The 14612-nt window shown below is 64.1% G+C and carries 14 protein-coding genes; 10 read left to right on the forward strand and 4 right to left on the reverse strand.

The window, feature by feature from the left end:
- Nucleotides 1-3: 3 nt before the first annotated feature.
- The 6 genes from M3I54_RS34320 to lpxC all read left to right on the forward strand — a co-directional run bounded on the left by M3I54_RS34320 (nucleotide 4) and on the right by lpxC (nucleotide 6328).
- The gene (locus tag M3I54_RS34320) at nucleotides 4-957 is read left to right on the forward strand and encodes a D-alanine--D-alanine ligase (protein ID WP_254343928.1); all 954 of its coding nucleotides are present in this window, start codon (nucleotides 4-6) and stop codon (nucleotides 955-957) included.
- Between the two features lie 60 nt (nucleotides 958-1017).
- Nucleotides 1018-1773, forward strand: a complete 756-nt coding sequence (locus tag M3I54_RS34325) for a cell division protein FtsQ/DivIB (RefSeq protein ID WP_254343845.1) — start codon at nucleotides 1018-1020, stop codon at nucleotides 1771-1773.
- Nucleotides 1774-1800: 27 nt separating this feature from the next.
- Entirely contained in the window at nucleotides 1801-3033 is a 1233-nt protein-coding gene (gene ftsA, locus M3I54_RS34330; RefSeq protein ID WP_028207794.1) for a cell division protein FtsA, read from the forward strand.
- 142 nt (nucleotides 3034-3175) lie between these two features.
- Nucleotides 3176-4378: a cell division protein FtsZ gene (gene ftsZ, locus M3I54_RS34335; RefSeq protein WP_028207795.1), complete on the forward strand. Its 1203-nt coding sequence runs from the start codon at nucleotides 3176-3178 to the stop codon at nucleotides 4376-4378.
- A 263-nt stretch (nucleotides 4379-4641) separates the two neighbouring features.
- On the forward strand, nucleotides 4642-5151 hold the full coding sequence (locus M3I54_RS34340) for a peroxiredoxin (RefSeq protein ID WP_254343847.1): 510 nt from the start codon (nucleotides 4642-4644) through the stop codon (nucleotides 5149-5151).
- 259 nt (nucleotides 5152-5410) lie between these two features.
- Nucleotides 5411-6328 carry a UDP-3-O-acyl-N-acetylglucosamine deacetylase gene (gene lpxC, locus M3I54_RS34345; RefSeq protein WP_028207797.1) on the forward strand — a complete coding sequence of 306 codons (918 nt, stop codon included), beginning with the start codon at nucleotides 5411-5413 and terminating at the stop codon, nucleotides 6326-6328.
- Nucleotides 6329-6430: 102 nt separating this feature from the next.
- Here lpxC and M3I54_RS34350 read toward each other — a convergent pair whose 3' ends face one another.
- The gene (locus tag M3I54_RS34350; protein ID WP_254343849.1) at nucleotides 6431-6904 is read right to left on the reverse strand and encodes a DUF721 domain-containing protein; all 474 of its coding nucleotides are present in this window, start codon (nucleotides 6902-6904) and stop codon (nucleotides 6431-6433) included.
- Between the two features lie 383 nt (nucleotides 6905-7287).
- Here M3I54_RS34350 and secA point away from each other — a divergent pair, with 383 nt between their 5' ends.
- The 4 genes from secA (at nucleotide 7288) to mutT (ending at nucleotide 12772) form a co-directional block, all read left to right on the forward strand.
- Nucleotides 7288-10092: a preprotein translocase subunit SecA gene (secA, locus tag M3I54_RS34355; RefSeq protein WP_254343851.1), complete on the forward strand. Its 2805-nt coding sequence runs from the start codon at nucleotides 7288-7290 to the stop codon at nucleotides 10090-10092.
- Nucleotides 10093-10210: 118 nt separating this feature from the next.
- Complete coding sequence (gene argJ / locus M3I54_RS34360) at nucleotides 10211-11452, forward strand: bifunctional glutamate N-acetyltransferase/amino-acid acetyltransferase ArgJ (RefSeq protein ID WP_254343853.1); 1242 nt, start codon at nucleotides 10211-10213, stop codon at nucleotides 11450-11452.
- Nucleotides 11453-11471: 19 nt separating this feature from the next.
- Nucleotides 11472-12344 carry an ATP-binding protein gene (locus M3I54_RS34365; RefSeq protein ID WP_254343855.1) on the forward strand — a complete coding sequence of 291 codons (873 nt, stop codon included), beginning with the start codon at nucleotides 11472-11474 and terminating at the stop codon, nucleotides 12342-12344.
- The gene (gene mutT, locus M3I54_RS34370; RefSeq protein ID WP_254343864.1) at nucleotides 12341-12772 is read left to right on the forward strand and encodes an 8-oxo-dGTP diphosphatase MutT; all 432 of its coding nucleotides are present in this window, start codon (nucleotides 12341-12343) and stop codon (nucleotides 12770-12772) included. The genes M3I54_RS34365 and mutT overlap by 4 nt, the downstream gene beginning before the upstream one ends.
- Nucleotides 12773-12862: 90 nt before the next feature.
- Here the strand turns inward: mutT and M3I54_RS34375 are convergent, their stop codons facing one another.
- From M3I54_RS34375 to coaE, 3 genes are all read right to left on the reverse strand, one after another.
- A complete protein-coding gene (locus M3I54_RS34375; RefSeq protein WP_254343866.1) occupies nucleotides 12863-13057 on the reverse strand; it encodes a DNA gyrase inhibitor YacG in 195 nt (64 codons plus the stop codon).
- Between the two features lie 49 nt (nucleotides 13058-13106).
- Entirely contained in the window at nucleotides 13107-13862 is a 756-nt protein-coding gene (zapD, locus tag M3I54_RS34380) for a cell division protein ZapD (RefSeq protein ID WP_028207804.1), read from the reverse strand.
- A gap of 128 nt (nucleotides 13863-13990) precedes the next feature.
- Complete coding sequence (gene coaE, locus M3I54_RS34385; protein ID WP_254343868.1) at nucleotides 13991-14611, reverse strand: dephospho-CoA kinase; 621 nt, start codon at nucleotides 14609-14611, stop codon at nucleotides 13991-13993.
- Nucleotide 14612 lies beyond the last annotated feature (1 nt).

A 14612-nucleotide genomic window follows, 5' to 3' on the forward strand; every position in this document is an offset into this window, starting at 1 on the left:
GACATGAGCAGTATCGATCCGAAATTCGACCCGAAGCAGTTCGGCAAGGTGGCGGTCTTGTACGGCGGCGTGTCCGCCGAGCGCGAGGTATCGCTCAAGTCGGGCACGCTGGTGCTGCAGGCGCTGCAGAGCGCCGGCATCGACGCGCATCCGTTCGACCCGTCCGAACGCCCGCTTTCGGCATTGAAGGATGAAGGTTTCGTGCGCGCGTTCAACGCGCTGCACGGCGGCTATGGCGAGAACGGCCAGATCCAGGGCGCGCTCGACTTCTACGGCATTCGCTATACGGGCACGGGCGTGCTCGGCTCCGCGCTCGGGCTCGACAAGTTCCGCAGCAAGCTCGTGTGGCAGCAGCTCGGCATTCCCACGCCGCCGTTCGAAGCGGTGCTGCGCGGGGACGACTACGCGGCGTGCGCGCCGCAGATCGTCGCGAAGCTCGGCCTGCCGCTCTTCGTGAAGCCCGCGAGCGAAGGCTCGAGCGTGGCCGTGATCAAGGTGAAGGTCGAAGCCGATCTCGTGCCGGCGCTCGAAGAAGCCGCGAAGTTCGACAAGATCGTGCTGGTGGAAAAGAGCATCGAAGGCGGCGGTGAGTACACCGCGTGCATCGCGGGCGACCTCGATCTGCCGATCATCAAGATCGTGCCGGCGGGTGAGTTCTACGACTACGACGCGAAGTACATCCTCGACACGACGCAGTATCTGATTCCCTGTGGCGTCGCGCCCGAGAAGGAAGCGCAACTGAAGAAGCTCGCGCGCCGCGCGTTCGACGTGCTCGGCTGCACCGACTGGGGCCGCGCCGATTTCATGATGGACGGCGCTGGCAACGCGTACTTCCTCGAAGTGAACACGGCGCCGGGCATGACCGATCACTCGCTGCCGCCGAAGGCCGCGCGCTCGGTAGGCATCGAGTATCGCGATCTCGTGGTGCGCGTGCTGGCACAGACGCTGAAAGATTGAACCCCTAATGAATCTCTGACCGACGAATTGCCGAACCTGTATTGAACCGACAATCTCGAAATGTGGAATAACGTACGCCAGCTCAATCTTGCCGCCAACGCGTTGCACGCGCTGCTCGCGCTCGCGCTGCTGGCGGCTGGCTGCTACTGGCTCGTGCAGCGGCCGAACTTCACGCTGCGAGAGATCCGCATCGAGGGCGACACCGAGCACATCAACTCGCCGACGGTGCGTGCGAGCGTGGTCGGCCGGCTGAAGGGCAACTTCTTCACGGTCGATCTCGATACGGCGCGCGCCGCGTTCGAGCAGATGCCGTGGGTGCGTCACGCGAGCGTGCGTCGCGTGTGGCCCAACGCACTGGCTGTCACGCTCGAAGAGTACAAACCGCTGGGAACGTGGGGCAGCGATCAGCTCGTGAGCACGGACGGCGAGCTGTTCACGGCGAATCAGGGCGAACTCGACGAAGAGTTGCCCGCGTTCGACGGGCCCGACGGCACTGCGCCCGAAGTGGTCGCGCGCTACCGCGACCTGGAGAAGTGGTTCGCACCGCTCGGGCTCACGGCCGACGAAGTGACGCTCTCGTCGCGTTACGCATGGACGGTGAAGCTCTCGAACGGCATGCAGGTGGAGCTGGGCCGCGAGCGTAACGCCGACACACTGAGCGAGCGTTCGCACCGCCTCATCGCGGCATGGTCGGCGGTGACGCAACGTTGGGGCAAAGAGATCGAATACGCGGACTTGCGTTATCCGAACGGTTTTGCGATAAGGGCGGCCGGCATGCGCTTCATCAGTGACACGCCCGCTCCGGGCAAGAAGTAACAGGACATCACACGCAACGAGCACGATATGAGTAAAGACTATAAGGATCTGCTGGTCAGCCTCGACATCGGGACGTCGAAGGTGGTGGCCGTCGTCGCCGAATTGAAGGGCGAAGGCCACTACGAAGTGATCGGTCTCGGCCAGAGCGAATCAAAAGGTCTCAAGAAGGGCGTGGTGGTGAACATCGAGGCCACGGTGCAGTCTATCCAGCGAGCGCTCGAAGAAGCGGAACTCATGGCCGACTGCAAGATCACTAACGTATTCACCGGCATTGCGGGCAGCCACATTCGCAGCTTCAACTCGAGCGGCATGGTCGCCATCAAGGAGAAGGAAGTCACGCAGGCAGACGTCGCGCGCGTGATCGAAACGGCGAAGGCGATCAACATCCCGACCGACCAGCAGGTGCTGCATATCCTCACGCAGGAATTCATCATCGACGGCCAGGAAGATGTGCGCGAGCCGATCGGCATGAGCGGCATCCGCCTCGAAGTGAAGGTGCATATCGTGACGGGCGCGGTGAGCGCGGCGCAGAACATCGTGAAGTGCGTGCGCCGCTGCGGCCTCGAAGTGAACGACCTCATTCTGCAGCCGCTCGCTTCGTCGCTGGCGGTGCTGACCGAGGACGAGAAGGAGCTGGGCGTGGTGCTCGTCGATGTCGGCGGCGGCACGACCGACATCGCGATCTTCAGCGAAGGCGCGATTCGCCATACCGCGGTGATTCCGATCGCGGGCGACCAGGTGACGAGCGACATCGCCATGGCGCTGCGCACGCCCACGCCCGACGCGGAAGACATCAAGGTGAGCTACGGCATCGCCAAGCAGGCCCTCGCCGATCCGGACGAGATGATCGAAGTGCCGGGTCTTGGCGAGCGCGGTCCGCGCACGCTGTCGCGCCAGGCGCTCGCCGCCGTGATCGAGCCGCGCGTGGAAGAGCTTTTCTCGCTCGTGCAGCAGGTGGTGCGCGAGTCGGGCTACGAAGAACTGCTGAGCTCGGGTGTTGTGCTCACTGGCGGTGCCGCGATGATGCCGGGCATGGTGGAGCTGGGCGAGGACATTTTCCTGAAACCGGTGCGCATAGGCGTGCCGGAATACGCGGGCGGTCTGGCCGACGTGGTGCGCAATCCGCGCTACTCGACGGCGATGGGCCTGCTCGTTGAAGGCCGCTCGCAGCGCATGCGCGGGCGCAAGGTTGCAGTGCAGTCGGGGTCGATGGGCCAGGTCTTTTCACGCATGAAGGACTGGTTCCTCGGCAGCTTCTAAGTACAGAAGTCGCAGGACAGAAGGCGAAGTACAAGCTTCGAAAAATCGCGCTGGTGACGGCGGCTAGCGCGCAGTGGAAGGTTGCCCGATCTTCCACTGAATAACGGCCGAGGAGCGGAATCTTTTTCTTGACGGAGGCAACATGGAATTCCAGATGCTGGAAACGGAAACCAACGGCACCATCATCAAGGTGGTAGGCGTTGGTGGTGCGGGCGGCAATGCCGTGCAGCACATGATCAACCGCGGCGTGCAAGGCGTCGATTTCATCGTGATGAACACGGACGCACAGGCGCTCTCGCGCTCGCGTGCATCGGCTGTGATTCAGCTCGGCAACACGGGCCTTGGCGCCGGTGCGAAGCCGGAGATGGGGCGCGCGGCGGCTGAAGAAGCACGTGAGCGCATCGCCGACGCACTGCGCGGCGCGCACATGGTGTTCATCACCGCCGGTATGGGCGGCGGCACCGGCACGGGCGCAGCCCCGGTCGTCGCGCAGATCGCCAAGGAAATGGGCATTCTCACCGTTGGCGTGGTGAGCAAGCCGTTCGAGTTCGAAGGCGGCAAGCGTATGCGTGTGGCGGAAGCCGGCTCGCAGCAACTGGAGGATCACGTCGACTCGCTGATCGTCGTCCTGAACGACAAGCTGTTCGACGTGATGGGCGATGACGCCGAGATGGACAAGTGCTTCCAGTGCGCGGACGACGTTCTGAACAACGCAGTTGCAGGCATCGCCGAAATCATCAACGTCGACGGTCTCGTGAACGTCGACTTCGAAGACGTGAAGACGGTGATGGGCGAGCAGGGCAAGGCGATGATGGGCACGGCGACGGTTGCCGGCGTCGATCGCGCACGCCTCGCGGCAGAACAGGCCGTGGCGAGCCCGCTGCTCGAAGGCGTCGATCTGTCGGGTGCGCGCGGCGTGCTGGTCAACATCACGTCGAGCCGTTCGCTGCGTCTGTCGGAAACGCGCGAAGTGATGAACACCATCAAGAGCTATGCTGCGGAAGATGCAACCGTGATCTTCGGCGCCGTGTACGACGACGCGATGGGCGACGCGCTGCGCGTGACGGTGGTGGCAACGGGCCTTGGCCGCGCGGCGAAGAAGCAGCAAGCCGCGCCGATGCAACTGCTGCGCACGGGCACGGACAACCAGCCGATCCCGGCGCCGGCGGGTTCGTACGCACCGCAGCACAGCGGCCACGGCAACACGGCCGACTACGGCGCGCTCGACACGCCGGCAGTGTGGCGCACGTCGCGCGACACCGCGGCTTCGCACGTGCAGGCGCTGCAGGAAAAGGGCGTCGACACGTACGATATCCCGGCGTTCCTGCGCAAGCAGGCGGACTGACACGCGAGCCGATCTGACTGCGGCAGGGCACGCGTTGCCCTCGCCCGCAGACAGATAGCGCGCTGCGTAGCAATGAAGGCGAGCACGACCAGCAAGGCCGCATCCGCGAGGATGCGCGGCAGGGACGGTTGCCCGCCACGCGTTGAGCGTGGGGGACAGGCGCGGTGTCGCCCAACGAACCTGTTTAACCTTGGAGCACATCGTTGCCCAACATTGCACGACGCCAGCGCGACACGCTTGCGCATCGTTGCGAAGGACGAGTCATGATCAAACAGGGTGAAACGCTGCCCGAAGCGACCCTCTTCGAGTTCGTCGAAGACGCGCGCGAGGGTTGCACGCTGGGGCCTAACAGCTTCGACGTGCAAAAGGAAGCGGCGGGCAAGCGCGTGGTGATCTTCGGATTGCCGGGCGCATTCACGCCCACGTGCTCCGCGAAGCACGTGCCGGGTTACGTCGAACACTTCGACGCGCTGCGCGTGGCCGGTGTCGACGAGGTCTGGTGCGTGTCCGTCAACGACGCGTTCGTCATGGGCGCGTGGGGACGCGATCAGCGTACCTCGGGCAAGGTACGCATGATGGCCGACGGCAGCGCAGCGTTGACTCGTGCACTCGGACTGGAGCAGGATTTGTCGGCGCGTGGCATGGGAATCCGCTCCCAGCGCTATGCGATGGTGGTCGACGACGGCGTGGTCAAGACGCTGCACGTCGAAGCACCCGGCAAGTTCGAAGTGAGCGATGCTGCGAGCATACTTGCCACGTTGACCCGCGCATGAGCGCGTTCGCGGGCGCTGCGTTGCCCTGATGCAACGCGAACCTGCGGCGTAAATGTGACAGGCGATTACGTGAGCCCAGCGGGCCGATCACCCCGGGAACGCCTCCGTTCCGGGCATCGGCCCGCGCCCCATCCCTGGCGGGTAACACAGGGAAACAGTTTGTCACGCCGGTGACAACGACGGACTTGGCGCAACTGGAGTATAATTCGTGCTATGAATTAAAAAGTCCCGATTGGGATTTTCAATGAGCAAGAAGACCATGTTGAAGCAGCGAACCATCAAATCAATCGTGAAGACAGTCGGCATCGGCCTGCACTCGGGCCGCAAAGTCGACCTGACGCTCCGTCCGGCGGCGCCGAACACGGGCATCGTGTTTTCGCGCGTGGATTTGCCGACGCCGGTGGACATCCCCGCATCGGCGATGGCGATTGGCGACACCCGCCTGGCCTCGGTGCTGCAGAAAGACGGCGCACGTGTCTCGACGATCGAGCACCTCATGTCCGCCTGCGCAGGCCTTGGCATCGACAACCTCTATGTGGATGTGACCGCCGAGGAAATTCCGATCATGGACGGCAGCGCAGCTTCGTTCGTGTTCCTGATCCAGTCGGCGGGTATTGAGGAGCAGAACGCTCCGAAGAAGTTCATCAAGGTCAAGAAGCCGGTGGAGATCCGCGACGGCGACAAGTTCGCACGCCTCGAGCCTTACTTCGGCTTCAAGCTCAAGTTCACGATCGACTTCCGCCACCCGGCCGTCGACAAGACGGGCCAGGCGCTCGAAGTGGACTTCGCGAATACCTCGTACGTGCGCGAAATCGCGCGCGCCCGCACGTTCGGCTTCGCGCACGAAGTCGAGATGATGCGCGAATTGGGCCTCGCGCGCGGCGGCAGCATGGACAACGCCATCGTGCTCGACGAGTACCGCATTCTGAACAACGACGGCCTGCGCTACGACGACGAGTTCGTGAAGCACAAGATGCTCGACGCAATCGGCGATCTGTACGTGGTCGGCCATCCGCTGCTGGCGGCGTACGACGCATATAAGTCGGGCCACGGCCTGAACAACGCGCTGCTGCGCGAGTTGCTCGCGAACGAGGACGCCTACGAGATCGTTACGTTCGACGATCCGCAGAAGGCGCCGCGCGGCTTCGGCTATGAGGCGCAGACGGCATTCGCCTGAGTTTCGAGCGCGATTTGCCAGTAAAAAGGGCAGCTTCAGGCTGCCCTTTTTTCTTTTTGCGCGCCTTCGTTGCGCAGTTTCGTGAGATTGAGGCGCCTCGGATTAGCGCTTTTTCGTGTGGCGCGCCGCCATCTTCGCGAGGGCTGCCTGCAGCGGCGAGGCCTCCAGCGTTTCGCTCAGCGCCTGGAGCGCTGCCGCGCCAGCCGGCGTCATGCGCGCCTGCTTGGGCGGCACGGGATCTTTCAGGGCCTGAGGGCGCACGCGGATGCGCACGCTGTTCAACGCCCAGCCGCGCGCCTGCAAGTCGGCCACGAGCCGCGGCTCCAGATGACGCAACCGCGCGGCGAGCGCGTTGTGCGCAGTGAAAAGGGCCAGCGTGCCGTCCTTGATGAAACCGGGCTCGACGCTAGCCGCGAGATAGTCGGGCAGCAGCGCGTTCAGGTCGCGCTGGATCGCCGCGATCTGCTCAACGCCGGCGCGCAGCGGCGCGAACGCGTCCGTGCGGCTCAGCACTTCAGCGAGCGGCTGGGGGGTGCGTGGTCCCCTGGACCTTGAAAACGGCGAGAAACGGCTCATGTGGCGTAAGGATGGGCGAGCGCAGGCGGCGTCTCGTTGCTGAACGCGGGAAGCACACGCGCACTACGGGACTGCGATGCCGTCATTGTAGCTTGCGCAACGCTCATCCAAGCGCCTTCAGGCCATTCGGCCAGGGCCGCATCGCGGCCCTTCGCCGCACGGCGGGAAGGCCGTCCGTGCGGGCACCGCGCGCGCCAGAGCCGTCTTCGCGCTGACACAGGCGGGTGAGAGGGCGCGTGCTAAAATGCCCGATTCGAATCCACCATTTTTGGGCTAAAGCCGCCGAGGTCCCTCCGGTCCGGATGCGTAGTGCACACACTGCACAACCCGCTGAACCCGCCCTCGGGAATCCCGGCCAAAGCCGCGACGCAGACACTCTTCCGATGACCACCGGTTTCTTACAGAAAATCTTTGGCAGCCGCAATCAGCGCCTGATCAAGCAATATCAGAAGACGGTCGCGGCGATCAACGCGCTCGAACCGAAGATCGAGCAGTACACCGACGAGCAACTGCGCGCGAAGACGGTCGAGTTCCGCGAGCGCGTGGCCAATGGCACTGCGCTCGACGAACTCCTGCCCGAGGCGTTCGCCGTTTGCCGCGAGGCGAGCAAGCGCGTGCTGAAGATGCGCCACTTCGACGTGCAGCTGATCGGCGGCATGGTGCTGCATTACGGCAAGATCGCCGAAATGCGCACCGGCGAAGGCAAGACGCTCGTCGCCACGCTGCCCGTGTACCTGAATGCGCTGTCGGGGCGCGGTGTGCACGTCGTGACGGTGAACGACTACCTCGCGCAGCGCGACGCCGAATGGATGGCGCGCCTCTACAACTTCCTCGGTCTCTCCGTCGGCATCAACCTGTCGCAGATGGACCACGCGACGAAGCAGGAAGCTTACGCGGCGGACATCACCTACGGCACGAACAACGAGTTCGGCTTCGACTACCTGCGCGACAACATGGTCTACGAGACCGAGGCGCGCGTGCAGCGTGCGCTGAACTTCGCCGTGGTCGACGAGGTCGACTCGATCCTGATCGACGAAGCGCGTACGCCGCTCATCATTTCGGGCCAGGCCGAAGACCACACCGAACTCTACGTGCGCATGAACGCGCTGCCGCCGCTGCTCGAGCAGCAGATCGGCGAAGAGAAGGCCGACGGCACGGGCGTGGAAAAGCCGGGCGACTACACGCTCGACGAAAAGGCGCGCCAGGTGTTCCTCACCGAATCGGGCCACGAGAAGGCCGAGCGCATGCTCGCCGAGTGGGGCCTGATCGGCCAGGGCGAGAGCCTCTACGCGCCGCAGAACATCACGCTGATGCACCACGTGTACGCCGCGCTGCGCGCCCACACGCTGTTCTTCAAGGACCAGCACTACGTGGTCCAGAACGGCGAAGTCATCATCGTCGACGAATTCACCGGCCGTCTCATGGCCGGCCGCCGTTGGTCGGACGGTTTGCACCAGGCTGTGGAAGCGAAGGAGCACGTGAAGATCCAGAGCGAGAACCAGACGCTCGCTTCGATCACGTTCCAGAACTATTTCCGCATGTACGCAAAGCTGTCGGGCATGACGGGTACGGCCGACACCGAAGCGTACGAATTCAACGAGATCTACGGTCTCGAAACGGTCGTGGTCCCGACTAACCGCCCGCCCAAGCGGATCGACAAGCAGGACCAGATCTACAAGACCGCTAAGGAGCGTTACGACGCTGTCATTCGCGATATCCGCGATTGCTACGAGCGCGGTCAGCCGGTGCTCGTGGGCACGACGTCGATCGAGAACTCGGAACTGCTCTCGAACCTGCTGACCAAGGCCGGTTTGCCGCACGAAGTGCTCAACGCGAAGCAGCACGCGCGGGAAGCTGCGATCGTTGCCGAAGCGGGCCGTCCGAAGCGCGTGACCATCGCCACCAACATGGCGGGTCGCGGTACCGACATCGTGCTGGGCGGCAATGCCGAAAAGCAGGCCTCGTTCATCGAAGCCGACGACGCCATCCCCGCCGACGAAAAGGCGCGCCGCATCCAGCAACTGAGCGACGAGTGGCAGACGCTGCACGATCAGGTGAAGGCCGCGGGCGGTCTGCACATCATCGGCACCGAGCGTCACGAGTCGCGCCGGATCGACAACCAGCTGCGCGGCCGTGCGGGCCGTCAGGGCGACCCGGGCTCGTCGCGTTTCTATCTCTCGCTCGAAGACCCGCTCCTGCGCATTTTTGCGGGCGACCGCGTGCGCGCGATCATGGACCGCCTGAAGATGCCGGAAGGCGAGGCGATCGAGGCGGGTATCGTCACGCGTTCGATCGAGTCGGCGCAGCGCAAGGTCGAAGCGCGCAACTTCGACATCCGCAAGCAGCTGCTCGAATACGACGATGTCTCGAACGATCAGCGCAAGGTGATCTACCAGCAGCGCAACGAATTGCTCGAAGCGCATGACATCACCGAAACGATCGGCGCGATGCGTCATGGCGTGATCAACGACATCGTGCGTCAGTTCGTGGCGCACGGCAGTATCGAAGAGCAGTGGGACGTGCCCGAGCTCGAAGAAGTGCTGCGCAACGAATGGCAGCTCGACCTCGCGATCCAGGAGATGATCAACGAGTCGTCGTCGATCGACGCCGATGAAATTCTCGAAGCCGTGCTCGCCGCCGGCGACGAAGCGTACGAGCAGAAGGTCGCGCTCGTGGGCCGCGAATCGTTCAGCGCGTTCGAGCGCTCGGTTATGCTGCAAACGCTCGACCGCAGCTGGCGCGAACACCTCGCGGCGCTTGACCACCTGCGTCAGGGCATCCATCTGCGCGGCTATGCGCAGAAGAACCCGAAGCAGGAGTACAAGCGCGAGGCATTCGAACTGTTCGCCGCGATGCTCGAAGCCGTGAAGCTCGAAGTCACGCGTGTCGTGATGAACGTGCAGATCCAGTCGCCGGAGCAGCTTGAACAGGCGGCCGAGCAGATCGAAGAGCAGGGCCATCATGTCGAGAACGTCGAGTTCCGCCATGCCGAGTTCGCCGAAGCCGACGCAGCGCCGGCTCCCGCGGCTGCTGTACCCGTGGCCGCCGACGCCGCCGCCGCAATGGTGGGCGCGGCCATGAGCCATACGCCGCCGGTGGGCAGCGAGCTGCCGAAGGTGGGCCGCAACGATCCGTGCCCGTGCGGCAGCGGCAAGAAGTACAAGCAGTGTCACGGCAAGATCGCGTGACGCAGGCTTGAACGTAGATTCAGGTGGCCCGCTTTTCCAGGCGGGCCTTGCGTTTTGAATCCCGATGCCGGCCAGGCTCCAGCCCTCGCCGGCATTGCCTTTTCGACAGGTCGCCACCATGGCTGTCAATTTCCCCTCGATTGATCCCGCTCAACTTCATTCGGTCGCCGGCGTGACGCTCGGCTGGGCGGAAGCCAACATCCGCAAGCCCAATCGCAAGGACGTCCTGGTGATTTCCGTCGACGAAGGCGCGAGCGTGGCCGGCGTGTTCACGCTGAACCGCTTCTGTGCCGCGCCGGTGACGGTGTGCCGCGAACATCTCGCGAAGGTGCGCGCGGGCGGCAAGGGTATTCGCGCACTGGTGGTGAACACCGGCAACGCGAACGCGGGCACCGGCGAGCCGGGCATGAAGCACGCACGCGAGACCTGCGATGAACTCGCGCGCCTTGCCCGCCTCGAGTCCTCGCAGGTGCTGCCGTTTTCGACCGGCGTGATTCTCGAGCCGCTGCCCATCGACCGTTTGAAGGCGGGCCTTCCCGCCGCGCTGGCGAACCGCAAGGCCGCGAACTGGTACGACGCCGCGCAGGCCATCATGACGACCGACACGCTGCCGAAGGCCGTGTCGCGTCAGGTCACGGTCGACGGCCACACCATCACGTTCACGGGCATCAGCAAGGGCGCGGGCATGATCAAGCCGAACATGGCGACCATGCTCGGCTTCCTGGCTTTCGATGCGAACGTTGCGCAGCCCGTTCTCGACGAGCTCGTGAAGTACGTGGCCGACCGCTCGTTCAACTGCGTTACCATCGACGGCGATACCTCGACCAACGACTCGTTCATCATGATCGCCTCGGGCAAGTCGAGCCTGCCCGCGATCACCTCGACGGACACGCCCGCCTACGCCGCGCTGGGCGACGCCGTGACGGCCGTCGCCCAGGAACTCTCGCAGCTCATCGTGCGCGATGGCGAAGGCGCGACCAAGTTCATGACCGTGCAGGTGGAAGGTGGCAAGGACGTGGCCGAATGCCGCCAGATCGCTTATGCGATCGGCCATTCGCCGCTCGTGAAGACGGCGTTCTACGCATCGGACCCCAACCTCGGCCGTATCCTCGCCGCGATCGGCTATGCCGGCGTGACGGACCTCGACGTCGACAAGATCGACCTGTATCTCGACGACGTGCTCGTGGCGAAAGCGGGCGGACGCAACCCGGCTTACCGCGAAGAAGACGGTCAGCGTGTCATGAAGAAGAGCGAGATCCTGATTCGCGTGCTGCTTGGCCGCGGCGACGCGCAGGCCACGATCTGGACCTGCGACCTCTCGCACGACTACGTGAGCATCAACGCTGACTACCGCTCCTGATTTCAAGCGCCTTCACCACATGGACAAGCTCGAACAGTTTTTGACCCGCGCCGAAGCGCTGCTCGGCCGCCTCGAAGCCGTGCTGCCGCCATCTGCACCCGATGTCGACTGGAACGCGGCCATCGCGTTTCGCTGGCGCAAGCGCCAGGGGCGCGGCTACCTGCAGCCGGTGCCCGCGATCTCGCTGATCTCGCTCGACGACCTGCAGAACATCGACCGACAGAAAGATCTTATCGACCGCAACACGCGCCAGTTCGTGCAGAAGAAGCCCGCGAACAACGTGCTGCTCACCGGCGCGCGCGGCACCGGCAAGTCGTCGCTGATCAAGGCATGCCTGAACGCGTACGCACAAGAGGGCCTGCGCCTGATCGAAGTCGACAAGGACGATCTGCATGACCTCGGCGATATCGTCGATCTCATCTCGGCGCGCCCCGAGCGCTTCATCGTGTTCTGCGACGACCTCTCGTTCGAGGAAGGCGAATCGGGCTACAAGGCGCTGAAGGTGGCGCTGGACGGCTCGGTGGCCGCGCAGTCGGACAACGTGCTGATCTACGCGACCTCGAACCGGCGCCATCTGCTGCCCGAATACATGAGCGACAACGAGACGTACAAGCACATGCCCGACGGCGAGATTCATCCGGGCGAAGTGGTGGAAGAGAAGATCTCGCTGTCCGAGCGCTTTGGCCTTTGGGTGAGCTTCTATCCGTTCAAGCAGGACGACTATCTGACGATCGTCGGTCACTGGCTGCGCCATTTTGGCTGCGACGATGCCGAAGTCGAATCGGCGCGCGGCGACGCACTCGTCTGGGCGCTGGAGCGGGGCTCGCGTTCGGGCCGCGTGGCGTGGCAATTCGCGCGTGACTGGTCGGGCAAGAAGGCGCAAGAGGCATGAGCGCCGAAGCCAACGCCGCAAACGATGCTTGCGCAAACGCACGCCCCGTGACGGAAGTCGCGGTGGGCGTGCTGGTGCAGCCCGATGGCCGCTACCTGCTCGCGCAGCGCCCCGAAGGCAAGCCGTATGCAGGCTACTGGGAGTTTCCGGGCGGCAAGCTGGAAGCGGGCGAAACAGTCGAAGCGGCGCTCGCGCGCGAGTTGCACGAGGAACTGGGCATCGACGTGAAGGCGTGCCACCTGTGGCACACGCTCGAACATGACTATCCGCACGCCTATGTGCGGCTCTACTTCTGCAAGGTGACCGAGTGGACCGGCGAGCCGCATGGCCGCGAAGGCCAGGCGTTTGTCTGGCAGTCGCTGCCGGCGAGCGTCGCGCCGCTCCTGCCCGCGACGATTCCTGTGCTGGAGTGGCTCGCCGCGGAGTGACATCCCACGGGCCACCACGATGCAAAAGGCCGCTGTGCGTGATGATGCACAGCGGCCTCTTTTTCGTCTGGCGCAAGCGCGTCGCGGCGCTTATTGGCGCGTATCCGTGGGCGGCGCGTCTTCCGGCGGCGTTTCGTCGTCGGCGCCGCCAACACGGTATTTTTCGGCTGCCCATGCGCCGAGATCCATTTGCTTGCAACGCTCGGAGCAGAAGGGCCGGAAGCGGTTTTCAAGCACCCAGCGGACTTCCTTGCCGCAGGTCGGACATTTGACGACAGTAGTCATGCGATAGAACTTTGATTGCGTTGGGTCTGGCGTGGCGGCGCGTTCGGTTTTACAGGCTGCAGAGCGTGAGCTGGAACGGCACGTCCTGATCGACGGCTCGCGGACGCAGATCGCCATCCTGCACGGTGAAGCGCACCCACAGCATGTACTTGTTGGCGCTTGCTTCGGGAATCATGCGCAATTCCGGTGCCACGCGTACTTGCATGAGCTGATAGGCACGGCCCGACAGCATCTGCTGATAGCTGCCTTGCATCGCCATCACCTTCGACGCCTGGCCCGACTCGCGCGCGAGGCGCAGCACGATGGCGGCGGCGTCGCGCAGCGGCAGCAGCGGCGTGACCCATTTCGCGATGTCCTGACGGCGTTGATCAGGATGCAACTGTTGCCAAGCGTAATACGACGGCAGATCGAACTTGCAGGTGCCACCGGGAATGATCGCGCGGCTGCGGATGCTCGTGAGCCACTCGTTATCCATCAGATGCTGGCCCGTCTTGCCTTGCATCTGCGTGAGGCCAGCGAGCGTTTGCTCGATTTCGCCCAGCACGGTTTCGAGTGCGTTCTGCTCGATGCCGGGATTGCCGCGGAACGGCGCGAGCGTTTGGCGCTGCCGCTCGAGTTCCTTCATGAGATCCGACTTCAGGTCGGCGCGGCCTGCGACTTCGGCGATTTCGAAGAGCGTCGTGAGCGCGACGTGATGTTCCCTCGGATCCTCCTGGGTCAGGAAAAACGTGAAGCGCTCGAACAGGTCTTCGAGGCGCAGCAGCGTTCGGATTCGCTCGTTGAAGGGATACTCGTAAAGAATCAAGCGCGCTCGCCTCGGGCGTGGTAGGTGACGGATTGCAGGACATTCTAATGCCGTGGGACTACGGTCGCAATCGCGCCGGCCCGGCGCGTTGCCGATGTGTCCCGCTAATCGCGCGTGGATGGTGCGTTTTAAGCTTTGCTGGCCTTTGCAACAGCGAGCTTGAGATACGTCCGATGCAATGCGTCGACGTCCTGGTCGAGCGTTTCGAGCGTCGCGCCGTTGTCGTTCACCACCACGTTGTCGGCGGCCGCGAAGCGCGCTTCGCGCGAGGCCTGCCGCGCGATGATGGCGAGCACCTGCTCACGTGTGAAGCCATTGCGGCGCATGACGCGGGCGATTTGGGTTTCCACGCTGCAATCGACGGTGAGCACACGATCGACCCGCGTCTTCCAGGTGCCCGATTCCACGAGCAAGGGCACGACCACGATTACGTAAGGCCCGTTGGCTTCTCGCGTTTCGCGTTCGGTCTCGGAGCGGATCAGCGGGTGCGTGATGGCCTCGAGCCGCTTGCGCGCGGACTCGTCGCCGAACACGAGTGTGCGCATGCGCGCGCGGTCCATCGAGCCGTCCGGCGCGACGAATTCAGGGCCGAATTCCGCGGCGATCTGCGCCATCGCGACGCCGTGCGGCGCCGTAATGCGATGCGCGATGAGATCGGTGTCGACGATCGTCACGCCGCGTGCTGCAAAGCAATCCGCGACCGTGGACTTGCCGCTGCCGATGCCGCCCGTCAATCCGACCGCAAACATT

Source organism: Paraburkholderia sp. CNPSo 3274, from assembly GCF_024206475.1.
Classification (GTDB): Bacteria; Pseudomonadota; Gammaproteobacteria; order Burkholderiales; family Burkholderiaceae; genus Paraburkholderia.

Excerpts from the sequence above, each read along its gene's own strand:
- M3I54_RS34320 (WP_254343928.1), top strand. The coding sequence starts at position 4 with ATGAGCAGTATCGATCCGAAATTCGACCCGAAGCAGTTCGGCAAGGTG.
- M3I54_RS34325 (WP_254343845.1), top strand. The coding sequence starts at position 1,018 with ATGTGGAATAACGTACGCCAGCTCAATCTTGCCGCCAACGCGTTGCAC.
- ftsA (WP_028207794.1), top strand. The coding sequence starts at position 1,801 with ATGAGTAAAGACTATAAGGATCTGCTGGTCAGCCTCGACATCGGGACG.
- ftsZ (WP_028207795.1), top strand. The coding sequence starts at position 3,176 with ATGGAATTCCAGATGCTGGAAACGGAAACCAACGGCACCATCATCAAG.
- M3I54_RS34340 (WP_254343847.1), top strand. The coding sequence starts at position 4,642 with ATGATCAAACAGGGTGAAACGCTGCCCGAAGCGACCCTCTTCGAGTTC.
- lpxC (WP_028207797.1), top strand. The coding sequence starts at position 5,411 with ATGTTGAAGCAGCGAACCATCAAATCAATCGTGAAGACAGTCGGCATC.
- M3I54_RS34350 (WP_254343849.1), bottom strand. The coding sequence starts at position 6,904 with ATGAGCCGTTTCTCGCCGTTTTCAAGGTCCAGGGGACCACGCACCCCC.
- secA (WP_254343851.1), top strand. The coding sequence starts at position 7,288 with ATGACCACCGGTTTCTTACAGAAAATCTTTGGCAGCCGCAATCAGCGC.
- argJ (WP_254343853.1), top strand. The coding sequence starts at position 10,211 with ATGGCTGTCAATTTCCCCTCGATTGATCCCGCTCAACTTCATTCGGTC.
- M3I54_RS34365 (WP_254343855.1), top strand. The coding sequence starts at position 11,472 with ATGGACAAGCTCGAACAGTTTTTGACCCGCGCCGAAGCGCTGCTCGGC.
- mutT (WP_254343864.1), top strand. The coding sequence starts at position 12,341 with ATGAGCGCCGAAGCCAACGCCGCAAACGATGCTTGCGCAAACGCACGC.
- M3I54_RS34375 (WP_254343866.1), bottom strand. The coding sequence starts at position 13,057 with ATGACTACTGTCGTCAAATGTCCGACCTGCGGCAAGGAAGTCCGCTGG.
- coaE (WP_254343868.1), bottom strand. The coding sequence starts at position 14,611 with ATGTTTGCGGTCGGATTGACGGGCGGCATCGGCAGCGGCAAGTCCACG.